13 protein-coding genes are annotated in these 18,169 nt (G+C 64.8%); 2 read left to right on the top strand and 11 right to left on the bottom strand.

The window, feature by feature from the left end:
- Window positions 1–19: 19 nt before the first annotated feature.
- The 11 genes from NFC73_RS17050 to ilvD form a co-directional block, all read right to left on the bottom strand.
- A complete protein-coding gene (locus tag NFC73_RS17050; RefSeq protein WP_254752090.1) occupies window positions 20–1,072 on the bottom strand; it encodes a 3-isopropylmalate dehydrogenase in 1,053 nt (350 codons plus the stop codon).
- A gap of 43 nt (window positions 1,073–1,115) precedes the next feature.
- Window positions 1,116–1,796 (bottom strand): class F sortase, encoded by a 681-nt coding sequence (locus tag NFC73_RS17055; RefSeq protein WP_254752092.1) that lies wholly within the window; start codon window positions 1,794–1,796, stop codon window positions 1,116–1,118.
- Between the two features lie 115 nt (window positions 1,797–1,911).
- The gene (locus NFC73_RS17060) at window positions 1,912–2,739 is read right to left on the bottom strand and encodes a hypothetical protein (protein ID WP_254752094.1); all 828 of its coding nucleotides are present in this window, start codon (window positions 2,737–2,739) and stop codon (window positions 1,912–1,914) included.
- Window positions 2,740–3,009: 270 nt separating this feature from the next.
- Window positions 3,010–4,569, bottom strand: coding sequence for a methionine--tRNA ligase (metG, locus tag NFC73_RS17065; protein WP_254752096.1), 1,560 nt, complete (start codon window positions 4,567–4,569; stop codon window positions 3,010–3,012).
- A gap of 34 nt (window positions 4,570–4,603) precedes the next feature.
- Window positions 4,604–5,359, bottom strand: a complete 756-nt coding sequence (locus NFC73_RS17070) for an ABC transporter ATP-binding protein (protein WP_056349225.1) — start codon at window positions 5,357–5,359, stop codon at window positions 4,604–4,606.
- Window positions 5,356–8,151 (bottom strand): ABC transporter permease, encoded by a 2,796-nt coding sequence (locus NFC73_RS17075; RefSeq protein ID WP_254752098.1) that lies wholly within the window; start codon window positions 8,149–8,151, stop codon window positions 5,356–5,358. The genes NFC73_RS17070 and NFC73_RS17075 overlap by 4 nt, the downstream gene beginning before the upstream one ends.
- A 205-nt stretch (window positions 8,152–8,356) precedes the next feature.
- Entirely contained in the window at window positions 8,357–9,946 is a 1,590-nt protein-coding gene (gene serA / locus NFC73_RS17080; RefSeq protein WP_056349234.1) for a phosphoglycerate dehydrogenase, read from the bottom strand.
- A gap of 124 nt (window positions 9,947–10,070) precedes the next feature.
- Window positions 10,071–11,096 carry a ketol-acid reductoisomerase gene (ilvC, locus tag NFC73_RS17085; RefSeq protein ID WP_254752100.1) on the bottom strand — a complete coding sequence of 342 codons (1,026 nt, stop codon included), beginning with the start codon at window positions 11,094–11,096 and terminating at the stop codon, window positions 10,071–10,073.
- Between the two features lie 99 nt (window positions 11,097–11,195).
- Window positions 11,196–11,708, bottom strand: coding sequence for an acetolactate synthase small subunit (gene ilvN, locus NFC73_RS17090; RefSeq protein WP_011692379.1), 513 nt, complete (start codon window positions 11,706–11,708; stop codon window positions 11,196–11,198).
- 2 nt (window positions 11,709–11,710) lie between these two features.
- Window positions 11,711–13,618 (bottom strand): acetolactate synthase large subunit, encoded by a 1,908-nt coding sequence (locus NFC73_RS17095; RefSeq protein WP_254752102.1) that lies wholly within the window; start codon window positions 13,616–13,618, stop codon window positions 11,711–11,713.
- 378 nt (window positions 13,619–13,996) lie between these two features.
- A complete protein-coding gene (ilvD, locus tag NFC73_RS17100; protein WP_254752104.1) occupies window positions 13,997–15,718 on the bottom strand; it encodes a dihydroxy-acid dehydratase in 1,722 nt (573 codons plus the stop codon).
- 208 nt (window positions 15,719–15,926) lie between these two features.
- Between ilvD and NFC73_RS17105 the strand changes: the two genes are divergently transcribed.
- Together NFC73_RS17105 and NFC73_RS17110 are read left to right on the top strand one after the other, a co-directional pair.
- Window positions 15,927–16,982: a sunset domain-containing protein gene (locus tag NFC73_RS17105; RefSeq protein ID WP_254752106.1), complete on the top strand. Its 1,056-nt coding sequence runs from the start codon at window positions 15,927–15,929 to the stop codon at window positions 16,980–16,982.
- Entirely contained in the window at window positions 16,936–18,105 is a 1,170-nt protein-coding gene (locus NFC73_RS17110) for a PQQ-dependent sugar dehydrogenase (RefSeq protein ID WP_372494685.1), read from the top strand. Before NFC73_RS17105 ends, NFC73_RS17110 begins: the two co-directional genes overlap by 47 nt.
- Window positions 18,106–18,169 lie beyond the last annotated feature (64 nt).

Genomic DNA, 18,169 nt, shown 5'->3' on the forward strand with positions numbered 1-18,169 from the left:
CGAGTCTCAAGAGCAGGGCCTACAGCGCTGCGGCAATGGCGTCCCCGACGGCGCTGGTACTGCGGGCGCCGCCGTCGCGGGTTTCGACGTCGGCGATCACCGCAGCTTCGATCCTGCGGGCCGCGGCGGCGTAGCCGAGGTGGTCCAGCAGGAGCACCGCCGACAGGATGGCCGCGGTGGGATCTGCCTTCTGCTGTCCGGCGATGTCCGGGGCCGAACCATGGACCGGTTCAAACATGGACGGGGCCGTGCGGTCCATGTTGATGTTGCCCGACGCCGCCAGCCCGATGCCGCCGGTGATGGCTGCAGCGAGGTCAGTGAGGATGTCGCCGAAGAGGTTGTCGGTGACAATGACATCGAAGCGTGAGGGGTCGGTGACCATAAAGATGGTGGCCGCATCAACGTGCAGGTAATCGTGGGTGACCTCGGGGAATTCCTGGGCCACCGCCTCGACCGTGCGCTTCCACAGATGGCCGGCGTAGACCAGGACGTTGTGCTTATGCACCAGGGTCACATGCTTGCGTTCCCGGGCGCTGGCGCGGCGGAAGGCATCGCGGACAACGCGCTCCACGCCATACGCCGTGTTCAGTGAGACCTCGGTGGCCACCTCGTGGGGGGTGCCGGTGCGAAGCGAGCCGCCGTTGCCCACATATGGACCCTCGGTTCCCTCACGGACGACGATAAAATCGATGGTGCCGGGATTGGCCAGCGGGCTCCCGACTGTTCCGTACAGCCGTGACGGCCGCAGGTTGACGTAGTGGTCCAGGCTGAAGCGGAGCTTGAGCAGCATCTCCCGCTCGATGATGCCGGACGGAATCCGGGTGTCGCCGGGGGCGGCACCGACAGCACCGAAGAGGATCGCGTCCCGTGTACGCAGGTCGGCGAGGACCTCATCCGGAAGGGTCTCGCCGGTGGCCAGCCAGTGCTCGGCACCGAGCTGGTAGTGGGTCTGCTCGAGGACAACGCCTTCAGCGGCGACAGCCTTCTCGAGGACTTTCAGTGCCTCGGCAATGACCTCTGGGCCAATGCCGTCACCGGGAATGACAGCGAGATTGATCGTGGATGCGCTCATGCTCCAAGAATATTAAGATGATCCGCATGCCGGACAATCAGTCTCATTTGCTGAGACGAAGGGCTGGGTCCTCCGGTGAGGCCACCACCACCACGTTGGTGCCCCAGGCATCACCTGTGTAGCAGGAAATCAGGACCAGCCTGTTGGGTGCCACCTGCCAGATGGGGCTGTCTTTAAGGCCGGACTTGACGTAGGTAGTCACCGAGTCCACCAGGTAGGCCACTTCGCCCGTGGCCGTGGCCACGGTCAGCCTGTCACCTGCCGCCGCCTTGGTACTCAGCCGGTTGAACGGCGCATCCCGGTCCGTCCAGCTGTGCCCGGCGATGTACGTGGTATTGACCGAGCCCGCGCCGGGGGCACCGTAAGGCGACAGCCAGTAGCCGTCCATGGTGGGGGGCGGCACGATGGTCTGGGTGGCTTGGTCCTCGCCCGTGGGTTCGAGCGGATGGACCACCACATCGATGTCTGCGGCCGGGTACACCAGCCGCTGCGGCGGCGACGCTGCCGGACCCGCCGGGACCGGGGCGCCGGTGTCCGTGGAGGGCGTGGGGGTGGACGGCGCCGGGGCCTGGGTGGTCGGCTGCACAGCAACCACGGTCACGGTCGGCGAAGCCCCCGGCCCGGCCAAGAAGGGGAGAAACGCGAACGCCAGGTAGGCCAGCACGCCGCAAAGCACCACGAAGACGATGCTTTTGGTGGTGAAGAGCCTTCGATCGCTGTCCATGGTTACCCCGCTTGTGAGTCGGATTTGCCTGGTTTGCCGGCAGGCGCCGTGCCCTTGCGGCCACGGCGCCTGCCGGTGATTCAAACAGCGCCCCTGCGGGCGCCAGTAGCCGGCGTCATTCCTTCCGGGGCCGGGATACGGTACCGCTGGCTGCCAGGGTCCTGCGGGCAGCCACTCCCGCTGCAGCGAGCATCATCACGACGATGCCAGCGGCCCAGGGGGCGATGGAAACGTCAGTCGAACCTGCCACTGCAGTCTGGACATTGAAGCCAGGGTTGTTGGCGGCTACGGCACCTTGACCCGCCGGCGCACCCACAACAGCACCTCTGGGAGTTTCGCCCGGCGTCACCGGAGTAACAGCAGGCGGGACTACCGGAGGAACAACAGGCGGCACTACTGGCGGCGCCGTTGTGGGAACGCAGCCGTTGTAATAGGTTGCCTGCCCGTTAGCCGTCCAGTTCTGGCCTGCAGGCAGCACCTTGCCGTTGTTCGGCGGGATGATGTCCTCAGTGTGCTGGTGGTTGGCATTGGCGTGGCCGTTGAGCCCCTGCAGGGCGATCGTAATCGGGTGGTACGGCTTCTTTTCCGAGCCCGTGGCGTGGCAGATGCTGATCTTGTGATCGCCGTTGCCGTTACCGTTACCGTTACCCTCGCCTGGTGCGGCGCAGCCTGCATTCCAGATGCTGGCCTTGTCAAGGTTCTGGCCTCCGGGTAGGACTTTCCCGTCGTTGGCCGGAATGATGTCCTCATGGTGCTGGTGGCCCACGTGGGCGTTGAGCGCGTTGAGGCTGATGGTCACCGAGCTGTAGGAATTGCTTCCCGAGCCGGTGGCGTGGCAAATGGTGATCTTTTTCTCGTCCTCAGAAGGCGTCGCGGTGGCCGGCGCTGTGGCACCTAATAGCACAAGACCCGCGACACCAAAAGCGGCAAGGATCCGTTTCATTTCCGTCTCCATCCATTGTCTGGTCCAAACTGATCAGACAGGTGGAAGAACGGCGCCAACCCCGACACGGAGGGCTAAAGGCAAACGGACAGCATCGGGGGCGACGGTTCTCCCAGATGCGAATCATCAGTTTGCTAACCAGATAAGGCTAGACAGACGAACACTATGATGTCTCCAGTACTCAGTACCCGCCTTGGAAGGCGGGCCCTACTGACCGGCCCCGGAACCGTACTCAGTCCGCGTACCGGCAAGTAGCCAGCAGGGACATACCTAGGCTTCGGCCGGTTCCTCATACTTGGGGAAGACGGGCGCCGGAGCCGGCAGCGGAGTTCCGGCGACAATAGGTGTGGTGAGCGCGGAGAACTGGCGGGATCCGCCGTCGGGCTGTCCCAGGGAGTCCAACAGCGCGGCCGTGGCGGTGGGCATCACTGGCTGGGCCAGGATGGCCACGATGCGCAGCACTTCCAGCGTCACGTACAGCACGGTGTTCATGCGTTCGACGTCGGTCTTCCGCAGTACCCAGGGAGCCTGCTCGGCAAAGTAGGCGTTGGTGTCCCCCAGGACGCCCCAGATGGCCTCGAGTGCGCGGCTGAATTCCTGCTTTTCGAAGGCAGCCCGGGCCGTCTCCAGAAGCCCGTTGGCCTGTGCCAGGATCGCGGTGTCTTCCGCCGAGAAGGCACCCGGAACCGGAACCCGGCCCTCGCAGTTCTTCGCCACCATGGACAGCGAACGCTGCGCCAGGTTGCCGAAGTTGTTGGCCAGGTCCGAGTTCATGCGGCCCACGATGGCCTCATGGTTGTAGCTGCCGTCGGCGCCGAACGGGACCTCTCGGAGGAAGAAGAACCGTACCTGGTCCAGCCCGTACTGCGCCACGAAGTCTGCCGGTGCCACCACGTTGCCGAGCGACTTGGACATCTTCACACCGTTGTTGTGCAGGAAGCCGTGGATCATGACGCGCTTGGGCAGCTCAAGGCCGGCGCTCATCAGGAACGCCGGCCAGTAGATGGCGTGGAACCGTGAGATGTCCTTGCCGATCACATGCACATCGGCGGGCCAGTACTTTTTGAAGGACTCCGAATCGACGTCCGGGTAGCCGACGCCGGTCAGGTAATTGGTGAGCGCGTCCACCCAGACGTACATCACATGCTTGTCGTTGCCGGGGACGGGGACACCCCAGTCGAACGTGGTGCGGCTGATCGACAGGTCTTCGAGGCCCCGCTTGACGAAGCTGATGACCTCGTTGAAGCGGGACTGCGGTGCCCCGAACTCCGGCTGGGCCTCGTACAGCGCCAGCAGGCGGTCCTGGTAGGAGGACAGCCGGAAGAAGTAGCTCTCCTCAGCCGTCCACGTCACCTCGGTGTCCGTCTCCTTGGAGTACCGCACGCCGTCGTCCTTGACCAGGGTGTCGTCCTCCACGTAGAAGGCCTCGTCCCGGACGGAGTACCAGCCCTCGTACTTGGACAGGTAGATATCGCCGTTGGCTTCCATCTTCTTCCAGATGGCCTGCGACGCCGCATAGTGGTCAGCGTCCGTGGTCCGGATGAAGCGGTCGTACGTGATCCCCAGGGCGGCGTGGGCAGACTTGTAGATTTCCGCGTTGCGGTCCACCAGCTCCTTGGGCGTGAGGCCTTCCTTCTCCGCCGCCTGCGCAATCTTCATGCCGTGCTCATCCGTGCCCGTCAGGAACATCACGTCAAAGCCGTCAAGCCGCTTGAAACGCGCCATGGCGTCGGTGGCGATGTACTCGTAGGCATGCCCGATGTGCGGAACACCGTTCGGGTAGGTGATGGCCGTGGTGATGTAGAACGGGGTTTTGGCTGTTGCGCTCACGTGCGGACGTTACCTTTGGTGCGAAGGGGCAGGGCTAGATCAGTTCAGTCAGCGTATCGCTCAGGCGGACCAGTTCGTGGTCGTGTGAAGCGACCAGTACTGCGATGCCGTCCGAGGTGGTGTCCTTGAGGATGCTGATGATGCGGTTGGCGGAGGCCCTGTCCAGGCTGGCCGTGGGCTCGTCGACCACCAGGACGCGCGTACCCAGGATCAGGGCGCGGGCGATCGCCACACGCTGGCGCTCACCACCGGACAGCTGGGCCGGACGGTGCCGCATCCGGCGGCCCAGGCCCACCAGGTCCAGGAGGTCCTTGGCCATGTCGCGGCGCTGGTCCACCTCGCCGTCGGGCACGGCCGGCAGGAGGACGTTCTCGAGGGCGCTCATGCCGTCGATAAGGGCGCCGCCCTGGTCAACGTAACCGATCAGGGCCCGACGGCGGTCGGCGATTTCGTCGTCGCCCATGCTTTCGAGGGAATCACCTTCCCAGAAGACACGGCCCGACGTCGGCAGGGTCAGTCCCGCGCCCACCGTCAGGATGCTGGTCTTGCCGGATCCGCTTCGGCCGGCGACGCAGTGCATCTCGCCGGCGTGCAGTGTGAGGTCGAAGTTCTCCACAACACTGACGGCTTCGGCACCGCTTTTACCGCCGCCATAGCGGATGGTGATGTCGCTCAGTTCCAGCGGGGTCCCGTGGTCCGCGGCCTTGACGATGGTGTTGGCACGGGTCTGCAGGGGCGACTCAGCCGAGCCGGACCTCCGGCTCCGGTAAACGTTCGTCTCGTTTGTCATTGGACCACTTTCGTTGCAATCGGTATCCAGCAAAGTACAGCCACGAGGCCGGCGACGCCGGCCCATAGCGCGGCATACGGGGCAAGGAGGAGCCCGATGCCCAGCGCGCCCAGGACGCCCAGCGGCAAGGCCACCGTGCCCACCAGCGCGTTTTCGAAAAGACGGACCTGGCGGAGCATGTCCGGGTTCCAGCCCATGGCCTCAAGGATGCCCAGGTACTGGCGTTTGGCGTTCAGCTCAAACCGGCCGGTGACCAGGGTCAGGACCAGCCCCACGGCGACGCCGGCGAGTGCCAGGAGCATGCTGGGCATCGCCACGCTTGCTGCGGCCAGGCCGCTGAGGGCGCTCGCTCCGGCAGCACGGGGGATGTCGATGAGCAAGGCAACCAGCCCGCCCACCGCGGCTCCGAACACGCCGACTGCGACGGCCAGGGACAGGGTGTTGAACTTGTTCGTGCTGAGCTGCCGGTTGGCAAAGGTCAGCGGGGAGTCCACCGGGATCAGCCGCTCGTCGTGCTGCGGTTCCTGGTCCACCTCATCACGGTGGCGCAGCTGTTGGGCGGCGAAGAAGGCCGCTGCCGCATACAGGACCAGGACGGAGGCTGAGACGATGGCTGTGGTCATGCTCCAGCTCACCAGGCTCAGGATGATCCCGGCTACCGCGAGCAGCGCAGCGCCGACACCGAATTCCTCAAGCACCCAGTTCCTGATGCGCACCTGGGTCCAGCCCATGGCGCGGAGGGTCCCGGCTTCACGTTTGCGTTTGCGGATGTAGCTGACGGTGGAGGCGCCGGTCAACAGCGCGGCTCCGCACAGCGTCAGGAAGAGCAGTGTCACGTTGGTCCCTGTAAGGGAGCCGGAGACTGCGTCCGCTGCATTCTGCCGGACCCAGGACTGCTGGACAGTGCCCAGCGCTGACTCCTTGCCGGCGTCGTCCTTGGAGTATCCGGGGACAAAAATGCTGGCGTCCTCACGGGCGGAACCGGCCACAACAGTAGCCTCAAGACCCATTTCGCGGATCTCGCTGGCGAGCTTTTCGACGTCGGGCTGGGCTTCCTTCCAGCTTCCGGGGGCCTTGGCCCGGACACGTACGGCATCGATCACGGCGGCGTTGTCCTTGTAGCCGCGTGCTGCGGCCAGGCCGTAGAAGTCGGTGATGGCACCGGCCGACTGGCTGGCCAGTCCGGTGGCACTGAGTGAAGGCGTGAGTTCGGTACCGGTGACCGTCTTGCCTTCGGCGTCCTTGGTGAGGGTCAGCGGAGTGGGGTCGTAGCCACCCAGTGGAAGGCGGTTGACGTCGCCGGCGGCCTTCTCCACAGCCGAGGGGTCGAAGGTGCCGTAGACCATGGCCAGCGGAGCCGCGAGCTTCTCCCCTGTTGCCAGGTCTTCCCGGTAGGACCGTTCATCCACGGGTTCACGCTGCGTCTGGTCCACCGGGGCGCCGTTGGCACCCTTCTCCGGCAGGCGGTTTACGGTGACCCAGTCGCGGGGAACGGCGGTCTTCTGGACGGCACCATTGGCCGCAGCCTCGCCGTCGGTATACTTCGGCGCGGCAGCGAAGTCGGTGCTCCACGTGGCCGGGGTGTAGAGGCCCTGGTTGAAGTTGCCGGCGCTGCCGAGGAGGCCGGAGTGGTCGGTGGAGCCGGGCCAGGACAGCGCGAACGGGTCCTTGGACACAAACGGCAGGTAGTCCTTACCGAGGGAACGCGTGGCGGTGCCGACGTCCTTGACAACCTTGCCTGCGGCGTCGATCTCCTCGATCTTCACGTTGTACTTAAGGTCCAGGGATGTGCCGGAACGGACAACCAGGGGAATGGCCTGCGAATCCGCGGTCAGCTGTCCGCTGCGCTTCGCCTGCTGGTACTGGGTCATCAACGGTGCCCAGTACTTGAGCTTGACGCCGAGGAAGTCGGGGCCCTCTTTGAGCTCTTCCTGGCTGATGCCGTTGGTGAAGAGGCTTTCGAAGTGCCGGCCGATGGCTCCGGCGTTCCGCGCGTCAGCGGGCGGGGCCTTCTCCAGCGGGGCGAGGAAGTCGCCGGCTGAGCCGAGCAGTGCCCGCTCGGAGACGGGGTCGACGGCGACCACGGACTCGGTCACTTCGGGAGACAGCGGCAGTGACACCGAAAGGTTGAACAGGTTATGTTCGGAGCCGCCGGCTGGTGCGGGGAATTTGATGCCCGTCTCGCCCGCGGGAGGGGCAATCCGGATGCTGCTGCCGCCGGCAGCCTTCTCCTCGACGAGTTTGGCCTTGCCCAGGCTGCCCTCGGCAGTGGACTTGAACAGGGTCTGCTCGGAGACACCGTCGGAGCTGACGGCGCTGGCGGTCAGGCGGTACTTTTTGGCGGTGTCGCTCAGGACGGACTCAGCGGCGGGCCATTTGCCGGGATCTGTGGCGCCGGCGGCCTGGTCCGTGGTGGCTGTGCCTGCCAGCCCGGAGTTGTAGCCAAGGTAGTCCATGGCGTCGAGCCGTGGCGCTTCCAGGTTCTGCGTCACGCGGGACACCAGGCTGATGGGTGCCGCCACGGACGTTCCCGAAAGCTTCCGGATGTTCTCGAGCTGGTCAAAGCCGATGCCGCCGCCACCGTTGGCGATCTCCGGCTGCATCAGCGCCCCGGAGCCTGCCTTGGCCTGGACCAGGACGTCGTAGAGACCCCGCGAGTTCTCATCCACCGTTCGGTTGAGTGCGGCCTGCGACTGGCCTTGGACGAGGACCGACAAGCACATGGCTGCGATCAAGATGGCCGCGGTCAGCAGCAGCACTTTGCTTCTGATGAACCTCTGGACGGCGTTCATTGGGCTCCCTGAAACCTGGATTGCGTGCGCACACCGGGATCCGCAGGCGGCGGATATATAGGATTTTCCTGCCTGGTGTGCAAAAAGTATTGGCCGGTCTGCCGGCGTGGTCCTGAATCAGGACCTAGCCATTGTAAGCAGACCGGCCAATCATACGTGGCCGACGTTAAGGTTCGGTCACGCGTAGTTGATGGCGGTGCGGTTCTTAGTCCTCGAGGTCCACTTCGCGGACCATTTCGGCGCCGATGCCTGCCTTGATGGCGTCAAGAACCTGCTGCGGAACGGAACTGTCGATGGTCAGCAGTGCCAGAACCTGGCCGCCTTCCGCCTGCCGAGCCACCTGCATGCCGGCAATGTTGATGTTGTTCATGCCCAGGATGTGCCCGATGGTTCCGATCACACCAGGCCGGTCGGCGTAGGCAACCACCACGAGGTGCTCGCTGATGGGGATCTCAACGTCGTAGCCGTTGACGCCAACGAGCTTCTGGATCTGCTTGGGACCCGTGAGCGTACCTGCCACGGAGATCTGGCTACCGTCGCTCAAGGCACCCCGGATGGTGAGGACGTTGCGGTAGTCCTCCGCTTCCGCCGTCGTGATGAGGCGGACGTTGATGCCGCGCTGTTCGGCGATGACCGGGGCGTTGACGTAGGAGACCTGTTCCGTCACCACATCGGCGAAGATGCCCTTGAGCGCAGCCAGTTCCAGGACCTTGACGTCCAGCGCCGCGATCTCGCCTGCCACCTCGACGTCGATCTGGGTCAGGGAGGCGTGGGTCAGCGCGGTGAAGATCCGGCCCAGCTTTTCGATCAGCGGGATGCCCGGACGGACATCAGAGGCGATCACGCCGCCGGCCACGTTCACGGCATCCGGTACCAGTTCGCCGGCCAGCGCCAAACGCACGGACTTGGCAACCGAGACGCCTGCCTTCTCCTGGGCTTCATCGGTGGATGCACCCAGGTGCGGGGTGACCACCACGTTGTCCAGGGCGAAGAACGGCAGGTCCGTGCTGGGTTCCTTGACGAAGACGTCCACGGCTGCGCCGGCGATCTGGCGGTCCTGCAGGGCTGCGTAGAGAGCCTCTTCGTCCACGAGGCCGCCACGGGCCACGTTGACCACGTATGCGGTGGACTTCATCTTGGTGAACGCGTCAGCGCCGAGCATGCCCACGGTTTCCGGCGTCTTGGGCATGTGGATGGTAACGAAGTCCGACTGGCTCAGCAGTTCATCGAGGGTGACGAGTTTGACGCCGAGCTGCGCGGCGCGGGCCGAGGTGATGTACGGATCGTAGGCGAGGATTTCGGTGTCGAAGCCCTGGAGGCGGGCAGCGACGAGGGCGCCGATGCGGCCCAGGCCGATGATGCCGATCTTCTTCTCGAAGAGTTCGATGCCGGTGTACTTGGAGCGCTTCCATTCGCCGTTCTTCAGCGCGGAGCTGGCCTGCGGGATATGGCGTGCGAGGCTCAGGATGTGGCCCACCGTCAGTTCCGCTGCCGAAATGATGTTCGACGTCGGGGCGTTGACCACCATCACGCCGGCCTGTGTGGCGGCTTTGATGTCAACGTTGTCCAGGCCAACGCCGGCGCGGGCGATGACCTTGAGGTTCTTCGCGGCGGCGATGGCTTCGGCGTCCAGGTGGGTGGCGGAGCGGACCAGGATGGCGTCCACGTCCGCGATGGCGGCGAGCAGCTGGGACCGGTCGGAGCCGTCAGTCTGGCGTATCTCGAAGTCCGGGCCGAGGGCCTCGATGGTGGCGGGCGAAAGTTCTTCGGCGAGCAGTACTACGGGTTTTGACACGAGTGATCCTCTGCGTTGCAGTCCTTGGGATGGGACAAGTCTAGGCGGACGGAAAGGCCGGGCTCACATTGTTAAGTGAACCCGGCCTCATGATGGCACCACGAGGGGCACCCGCACAGCAGACTTAGCGGGCTGCGGAGCCCTCTACGTAGTCCTCGTCCGTCTGCTGCCAGGCGAACAGGGAGCGCAACTCGCGGCCAACGGCCTCGATCGGGTGCTGCTCAGCCTTGGCACGCAGGGCCTTGAACTCTTCGCCGCCGTTGTCCTGGTCGTCGATGAAGCGCTTGGCGAACGCGCCGCTCTGGATGTCGGCGAGGACAGCTTGCATGTTTTCCTTCACCGCGGGGGTGATGACGCGCGGGCCGGAGACGTAGTCGCCGTACTCTGCGGTGTCGGAAACGCTCCAGCGCTGCTTGGCGATGCCGCCTTCCCACATGAGGTCAACGATGAGCTTGAGCTCGTGAAGCACCTCGAAGTAGGCGATCTCCGGCTGGTAGCCGGCCTCAGTCAGGGTCTCGAAGCCGTACTGGACCAGCTGGGAAACGCCGCCGCACAGGACAGCCTGCTCGCCGAAGAGGTCGGTTTCGGTCTCTTCGGTGAAGGTGGTCTTGATGACGCCGGCGCGGGTGCCGCCGATGGCCTTGGCGTAGGACTTGGCCAGGTCCCAGGCTGCGCCGGAGGCGTCCTGCTCCACGGCGATGATGTCCGGGATGCCTCGGCCGGCTTCGAATTCGCGGCGCACGGTGTGGCCCGGAGCCTTCGGAGCGATCAGGATGACGTCAACGCCCTCCGGCGCCTCGATGTAGCCGAAGCGGATGTTGAATCCGTGGGCGAAGGCAAGTGCCTTGCCGGGGGTCAGCTTGTCCTTGATGGACTCGTTGTAGATCGAGCGCTGGTGCTGGTCCGGTGCCAGGATCATGATGACGTCGGCCCATTCGGCGGCGTCGGCAACGGTCAGGGCCTTGAAGCCGGCTTCTTCGGCCTTGGCGATCGACTTCGAGCCTTCCTTGAGGGCGATGACAACCTCGACGCCGGAGTCGCGCAGGTTCAGCGCGTGGGCGTGGCCCTGGGAGCCATAGCCAACAATGGCGACCTTGCGACCCTGGATGATCGACAGGTCGGCGTCGTCGTCGTAGAACATTTCAGTCACTTGGGTAACTCCTCTTGAGTGATTCACTGGGTAATTAGTCTGGGGTGTTGCGGTACTGCACGGGCATTGCGCCGCAGGCGGGGCCGGGCCCCGCCTTTATTAAGCGCTGCGCAAAGCCCTGTCACTCATGGAGCGGGATCCCCGTCCAACGGCCAGGGTGCCGGACTGCACAATTTCGCGGATGCCGAAGGGCTCAAGCACTGAGAGCAGCGCTGTGAGCTTTTCGGGGTGGCCTGTTGCTTCAATGACGACGGAGTCTGTGGAAACGTCAACCACTGAAGCACGGAACAGGTCTGCAGCCTGGGTCACCTGCAGACGAGTCGCGGCATCCGCACGTACCTTGACCAGGATGTGGTCTCGCTGTACGGAAGATTCGGAGGTGAGCTCAACAATCTTGATCACGTTGATCAGCTTGTTGAGCTGCTTGGTGACCTGTTCAATCAGGTCACCGTCGGCGTCGACAACGACGGTCATCCGGGACATGCCCGGAACTTCCGTCGGGCCCACGGCCAGGGAATTGATGTTAAAGGCGCGTCGGGCGAACAGGCTCGCGACGCGGGTCAGTACACCGGGCTTGTCTTCAACCAGAACGGACAATGTGTGGCGGGTCATGTTCAGTCCTCCTCTTCCCATTCCGGGGTCATGTTGCGGGCAACCTGGATCTGGTCGTTGCTCACGCCGGCGGGCACCATCGGCCACACCATGGAGTCAGGGCTCACGACGAAGTCGATAACCACGGGGCGGTCATTGATTTCGAGGGCCTTCTGGATGGTGGCATCAATATCCTCGTCCCGCTCGCAGCGGAAGGAAGCGCAGCCGTAGGCCTCCCCCAGCTTGACGAAGTCAGGGATGCGGACGGTCTTGTGGCCGGTGTTGAGGTCCGTGTTGGAGTAGCGGCCCTCGTAGAAGAGGGTCTGCCACTGGCGGACCATGCCAAGCGAGGAGTTGTTGATGATGGCAACCTTGATGGGGATCTTATTGATGGCGCAGGTGGCCAGTTCCTGGTTGGTCATCTGGAAGCAGCCGTCGCCGTCGATGGCCCAGACCACGCGGTCCGGCTCCCCCACCTTGGCGCCCATGGCAGCCGGCACGGCATAGCCCATGGTGCCGGCGCCGCCTGAGTTCAGCCAAGCGTGCGGGCGCTCGTACTTGATGAACTGCGCCGCCCACATCTGGTGCTGGCCGACCCCGGCAACGTAGATGCCCTCGGGGCCGGTCAGCGCGCCGATCCGTTCGATGACGCGTTGCGGGGCACTCAGTCCGTCCTCCGGCTCGGTCCAGCCCAGCGGGTAGGTTTCCTTAAGGTTGTTAAGGAACGCCCACCAGGTGGTGAGGTCCGGCGTGCCGGCGGATTCGAACTGTGAGCGCACAGCCTCGGTGAGCTCGGGGATGATTTCCTTGACGGATCCCACGATCGGCACGTCGGCGGTACGGTTCTTGGAGATTTCAGCGGGATCAATATCCGCGTGGATCACCTTGGCGTTCGGGGCGAAGGACTTCAGGATGCCGGTCACCCGGTCATCGAAGCGTGCTCCGAGCGTGATGAGCAGGTCGGACTGCTGCAGCGCCGTGACGGCAGAAACGGTGCCGTGCATACCCGGCATGCCCACGTGCTGCGGGTGGGAATCGGGGAACACGCCGCGTGCCATCAGGGTAGTGACAACGGGCGCGCCGGTCAGTTCCGCGAGTTCGCGGAGTTCGGCGGAGGCGTGCGCCTTCACCACGCCGCCGCCCACGTACAGCACCGGCTTGGTGGCAGCAGCGATCAGCTTGGCGGCTTCGCGGACCTGCTTGTTATGGCCGCGCGTCACCGGGCGGTACCCGGGGAGGTCGATCTTCGGCGGCCACGCGAAGGTCATCTGACCCTGCTGGGCATCCTTTGCGACATCCACGAGGACCGGGCCGGGACGTCCGGAGGAGGCCAGGTGGAAGGCCTCCGCCATAACGTGCGGGATGTCGTTGGGGTCGGTCACCAGGAACGAATGCTTGGTGATCGGCATGGTGATGCCAACAATGTCGGCTTCCTGGAACGCATCGGTGCCGATCACACCGCTGGATACCTGGCCTGTAATGGCCACCATCGGCACGGAATCCATGTGGGCATCCATGATGGCGGTGACGAGGTTGGTGGCACCGGGTCCCGAGGTGGCGATGCAGACGCCCACCCGCCCGGTAACCATGGCATAGCCTTGCGCGGCGTGGCCGGCTCCCTGTTCGTGACGGACCAGTACGTGATTCATGCTGGAGGCCATCAAGGGGTCATAGGTAGGCAGGATCGCGCCACCAGGCAAACCAAAAATATCGTCGACGCCGAGTTCTTCGAGCGATCGGACAATAGCTTGCGAGCCGGTCATCACCGTTGGGGGTACAACGTTGTTCGGCCCGAGGACAGGAGAGACAGCGGCAAGATCAGCGACGACGGCGGCCTGGTCAGCCGTTCGGTCGGCGCGTTCCGGAGCCTTGGGGGCTCCAGCGGACTTAGTAGCCATCAGCGAGGGGCTGATCGGCGATCCTTTGCTCATCGGACTCTTCCTTGTGGATCATCTGTGTACTCGGAAATGCGGAAATAAAAAAACCCCTCAGCCTGGCGGCTTTTCGAGGGGTTGCGCGTGACGGTTCGTTACCAGTCGGGCTAGTGAGCCACGCGCTTGGTAAGGACGACGGCTGCATCTGCAGCGGCGCAGCTGGTAACGAATGCGATCATGCGTTCAGTTTTCCCTCTGTGTGAGATACATGTCAACGAGGACTGTGCGCATCTCACAGTGTGGACACCATTGTCCACTGGTTGGCCACGTTCCCCAACTGGGTCGCAGTACCTGTCGTTATGAGCGCTCATAACGACAGGTACTGCTACCTAGTTGGGCTCAACCAGCGGCCGGAGGTTGAGGAACGAAACCGTGCTATCCGCAGTATGCGCCCGTGGAGGCGCTGTGGACCAGCTTGGCGTACTTGGCGAGCACACCCTTGGTGAACTTGGCGGGGAGGGGCTCCCAGCCAATCTTGCGGGATTCGAGCTCGGCCTCGTCAACCAGCAGGTCGAAGCTGCGGGCGGCGATGTCCACGCGGATCCGGTCGCCGTCCTGGACGAAGGCGATGGGGCCGCCGTCGACGGCTTCCGGTGCCACGTGGCCGATGCAGAGGCCGGTGGTTCCGCCGGAGAACCTCCCGTCGGTCAGCAGCAGGACATCCTTGCCGAGGCCCGCACCCTTGATGGCGCCGGTGATGGCGAGCATTTCGCGCATGCCCGGCCCGCCCTTGGGGCCCTCGTAGCGGATGACCACAACGTCCCCGGCCTTGATCAGGCCCTGGTCCAGTGCGGCCAAGGCGCCCTGTTCACGCTCGAACACGCGGGCGGTGCCTTCAAACACGTCGGCGTCGAAGCCGGCACTCTTCACCACGGCACCTTCAGGCGCCATGGAGCCGTGCAGGATGGTGATGCCGCCGGTCTTGTGGATCGGGTTGTCCATGGCACGGAGGATCTTGCCGTCCAGGTCCGGCGGGTTGATCGCGGCGAGGTTCTCGGCCACGGTCTTGCCGGTGACGGTGAGGCAGTCGCCGTGCAGCAGGCCGGCGTCGAGCAGTGCGCGCATGATGACCGGCACGCCGCCGATCTTGTCAACGTCCGTCATGACGTAGCGGCCGAACGGCTTCAGGTCACCCAGGTGCGGGATCTTGTCGCCGATGCGGTTGAAGTCCTCCAGGTTCAGCTCGACCTCTGCTTCGCGGGCGATGGCCAGCAGGTGCAGGACGGCGTTGGTGGAGCCACCGAAGGCCATGGTGACGGCGATGGCGTTTTCGAACGCCTTCTTGGTCATGATGTCCCGGGCGGTGATGCCGAGGCGGAGCAGGTTCACCACTGCCTCGCCGGACTTGCGGGCAAATTCATCTCGACGGCGGTCTGCCGAGGGCGGGGCGGCCGAGCCGGGCAGGGACATGCCCAGCGCCTCGCCGATGCAGGCCATGGTGTTGGCGGTGTACATACCGCCGCAGGCGCCTTCGCCGGGGCAGATGGCCTTTTCGATGCGGGTCAGGTCTTCGAGGCTCATCTTGCCGGCGGCACAGGCCCCGACGGCTTCGAAGGCGTCAATCAGGGTGACTTCCTTCTCGGAGCCGTCCTCAAGCTTGACCCAGCCCGGCATGATGGATCCGGCGTACAGGAACACACTGGCCAGGTCCAGACGGGCGGCAGCCATCAGCATGCCGGGGAGGGACTTGTCGCAGCCGGCCAGGAGGACCGAGCCGTCGATGCGCTCGGCCTGCATGACGGTTTCGACAGAGTCGGCGATGACCTCGCGGGAAACGAGGGAGAAGTGCATGCCTTCGTGGCCCATGGAGATGCCGTCGGAGACGGAGATGGTGCCGAACTGCATGGGGAAACCGCCGCCTGCGTGGACACCTTCCTTGGCGCCTTGGGCCAGCCGGTTCAGGGAGAGGTTGCAGGGAGTGATTTCATTCCAGGAACTCGCAACGCCGATCTGGGGCTTCGCGAAGTCGTCGTCGCCCATGCCGACGGCGCGAAACATGCCGCGCGCGGGGGCAGCATGGATCCCGTCGGTGACGACCCGGCTGCGGGGTTTGATGTCGATCTTGTTCTCGGTTGCTGTTTGGGTGTCCTCACTCATGGGTCAAAGTCTATGACTCCGATCGGGACGCCAACGACCCGGACAGCCCGTTTGGCCCATTTTCAGGAATATTTCGATCAAATGGTGGACTCTCGTCTCAAATTCTGAGACGGGCCCTTGCCGGTCCGCCGGAACCTAGACAGTCCCGTTCGCGCCGACGTACCGTCAGGGAACGGCAACCATGCCATCCGGACTGAAGGGCCCTGCTATGGATTTTGTCTTCTGGATTATCCTCATCGTGCTGATCGTGGGCGTTGTGTGGTGGCTGCTGAACCGCAGCAGCTCCTCGAGCACCGGCGACTCCACGCCGATCCGGACGGACGGCGGCCTCGCCGGCGGAAGCACAGCCGCCTCGGCCGAAGCCGCAGGCACGGCTGGCATCCCCGGCGCTGCGGGCTTCGCCGCCTCTGAGCCGACACCACCGACGACGGCGGACGAGGCGCCCGAGCGGTCCAGCACGGCAGAATCCCAAGAAGCCGGCGGTGGGCACAAGGCCGGCGGTGAACAAGCCAGCACTGAAGAAGGCACCAGCGCCGGACAGAACGTCGTTGCTGAACCCGATGTTGCCGGTTCCGCTGCTGCTGGTGCCGCTGCTGCGACAGACACTACTGGTGCCACATATACCGCAGCAGCCGATGTACCGGAACGCCTGTCCGCCGAAGAACTGCCATCCCCTGGGTCGGCCGGCTCTGCGGAACCCGGCCGACCTGAGCAGCCCGCTGGGCACGAGGAGCCAACTCGCCCGGAGTCGCTGGCAGCCCAGGAACCTGGCAGCAAGGAGAGTGTGAGCCGGCAGGCCGACGAAGCCGAGTGGGAAACCCAGTGGTCAGAGGCAAGCGCACCAGCCCAACCCGCCGCCAGCCACCGGCCGGCAGGCGAAGCGTCCACCGTAATTGCCGACACCCCAATGTCTGCAGCACCACCGGCCCAGGGCGCCGGATTTGTGCATCACCCGGAATACACGGAGCCCCATGCACCCACGCTGCCCGGCGCAGAAACGGCCGCTGCGGAAGCCGAAGCCGCTGATACACCGGAACCGACCGGGCATCTGGCCGCGGACCAGCCCTACGGCGCCGGTTCTGCGTCGCCCGGCCCGGATGGAAGCGGCCCTGCGGATTTCGAGGTCAAGGCCGACGCAGGAGCGATGGTCTATTACGAGGAGGGGCATCCGGACTATGAGCAGACGAAAGCCGACGTCTGGTTTGAGTCGGCGGCCCATGCGGAAGCCGCCGGCTTCCGGGCCCCCCGGCGGACGCGTATCTGACCGGACACAAGCACCCTTTCGGGCCTCCGCGGCGGCCAAGCCCATTGCGGGCGCCTTCGCAGTGTGCCTGGCCGTGCTGCTGTCGGGCTGCACGGGGGACGCCAAGGATGCCCCCACCGGCAACATCACAGGAGCCGGGATCGGGCCCGGCCCGGGTAACGCGATGCCACCGGAGGTTGTGGCACGGCTCGATCTCCAGCTCGACATTCCCTGGGCCGCGGTATTCCTGCCGAACGGAACCGCCGTCGTTTCCGAGCGTGACTCTGCACTGCTGAAAGCTGTCCGTGATGGCAGGGCGACCACCATCGGCCAGGTCCCCGGCGTGGCTCCTGGCGGTGAGGGAGGATTGCTGGGACTAGCCCTCTCCCCCGGCTTTCCGTCCGACAACTACCTTTACCTGTACTTCACCTCGGCACAGGACAACCGCATCGCCCGGCTGAAGCTGACGGAACAGCCTGACGGATCCCTGGACCTCGGCGCCCCCGAGGTGGTCTTTTCCGGAATCCCGAAGGCATCAACCCACAATGGCGGCCGGATCCGCTTCGGCCCGGACGGGTTCCTGTACGTGGGCACAGGCGACTCCCAGCGCCGCGAACAGCCACAGGACCGCAACGCTCTGGGCGGGAAGATCCTGCGGCTGACTCCGGAGGGTGACCCCGCGCCTGGCAACCCTTTCGGCAATGCCGTGTACAGCCTGGGGCACCGAAACGTCCAAGGACTGGCGTGGGACAGCGCCGGCCGGCTCTGGTCCAGCGAGTTCGGCCCGGACGTCAACGACGAGCTCAACCTCATCGAGCCGGGAGCCAATTACGGCTGGCCCGCAGTAACCGGCGCACCGCACCGGGACGGGTACCGCGACGCGAAGGTGGTGTGGCCTTCGACGGCGGATTCCTCACCCAGCGGCCTGGAAATTGCCGGGTCGACCGCCTACCTCGGCGCCCTGCGCGGGCAACGCCTCTGGACGGTGTCCCTGTCCGGTGAGGAGGCAGGCGCTCCTGTGGCCTATTTCACACGCGAATACGGCAGGATCCGGGACGTCATCCGGACTCCCGGCGGCGGCTTCTGGCTGCTGACCAACAACAAAAACCCTGATTTTGTGCTGGTTCTTGCCCCTCCCGGCTGAGCACGGGGAGCATCCGGGCCTCGATTTCACATGGGTCGGAAGTTCGTGTAGAGTTTCATGTCGT

Origin of the sequence: Pseudarthrobacter humi (assembly GCF_024294965.1) — a bacterium.
GTDB lineage: Bacteria > Actinomycetota > Actinomycetes > Actinomycetales > Micrococcaceae > Arthrobacter > Arthrobacter humi.

Bases quoted from the DNA above. Each gene is read 5' to 3' on its own strand.
- NFC73_RS17050 (WP_254752090.1), bottom strand. From the start codon at position 1,072: ATGAGCGCATCCACGATCAATCTCGCTGTCATTCCCGGTGACGGCATT.
- NFC73_RS17055 (WP_254752092.1), bottom strand. From the start codon at position 1,796: ATGGACAGCGATCGAAGGCTCTTCACCACCAAAAGCATCGTCTTCGTG.
- NFC73_RS17060 (WP_254752094.1), bottom strand. From the start codon at position 2,739: ATGAAACGGATCCTTGCCGCTTTTGGTGTCGCGGGTCTTGTGCTATTA.
- NFC73_RS17070 (WP_056349225.1), bottom strand. From the start codon at position 5,359: ATGACAAACGAGACGAACGTTTACCGGAGCCGGAGGTCCGGCTCGGCT.
- NFC73_RS17075 (WP_254752098.1), bottom strand. From the start codon at position 8,151: ATGAACGCCGTCCAGAGGTTCATCAGAAGCAAAGTGCTGCTGCTGACC.
- ilvN (WP_011692379.1), bottom strand. From the start codon at position 11,708: ATGACCCGCCACACATTGTCCGTTCTGGTTGAAGACAAGCCCGGTGTA.
- NFC73_RS17095 (WP_254752102.1), bottom strand. From the start codon at position 13,618: ATGAGCAAAGGATCGCCGATCAGCCCCTCGCTGATGGCTACTAAGTCC.
- ilvD (WP_254752104.1), bottom strand. From the start codon at position 15,718: ATGAGTGAGGACACCCAAACAGCAACCGAGAACAAGATCGACATCAAA.
- NFC73_RS17105 (WP_254752106.1), top strand. From the start codon at position 15,927: ATGGATTTTGTCTTCTGGATTATCCTCATCGTGCTGATCGTGGGCGTT.
- NFC73_RS17110 (WP_372494685.1), top strand. From the start codon at position 16,936: ATGCGGAAGCCGCCGGCTTCCGGGCCCCCCGGCGGACGCGTATCTGAC.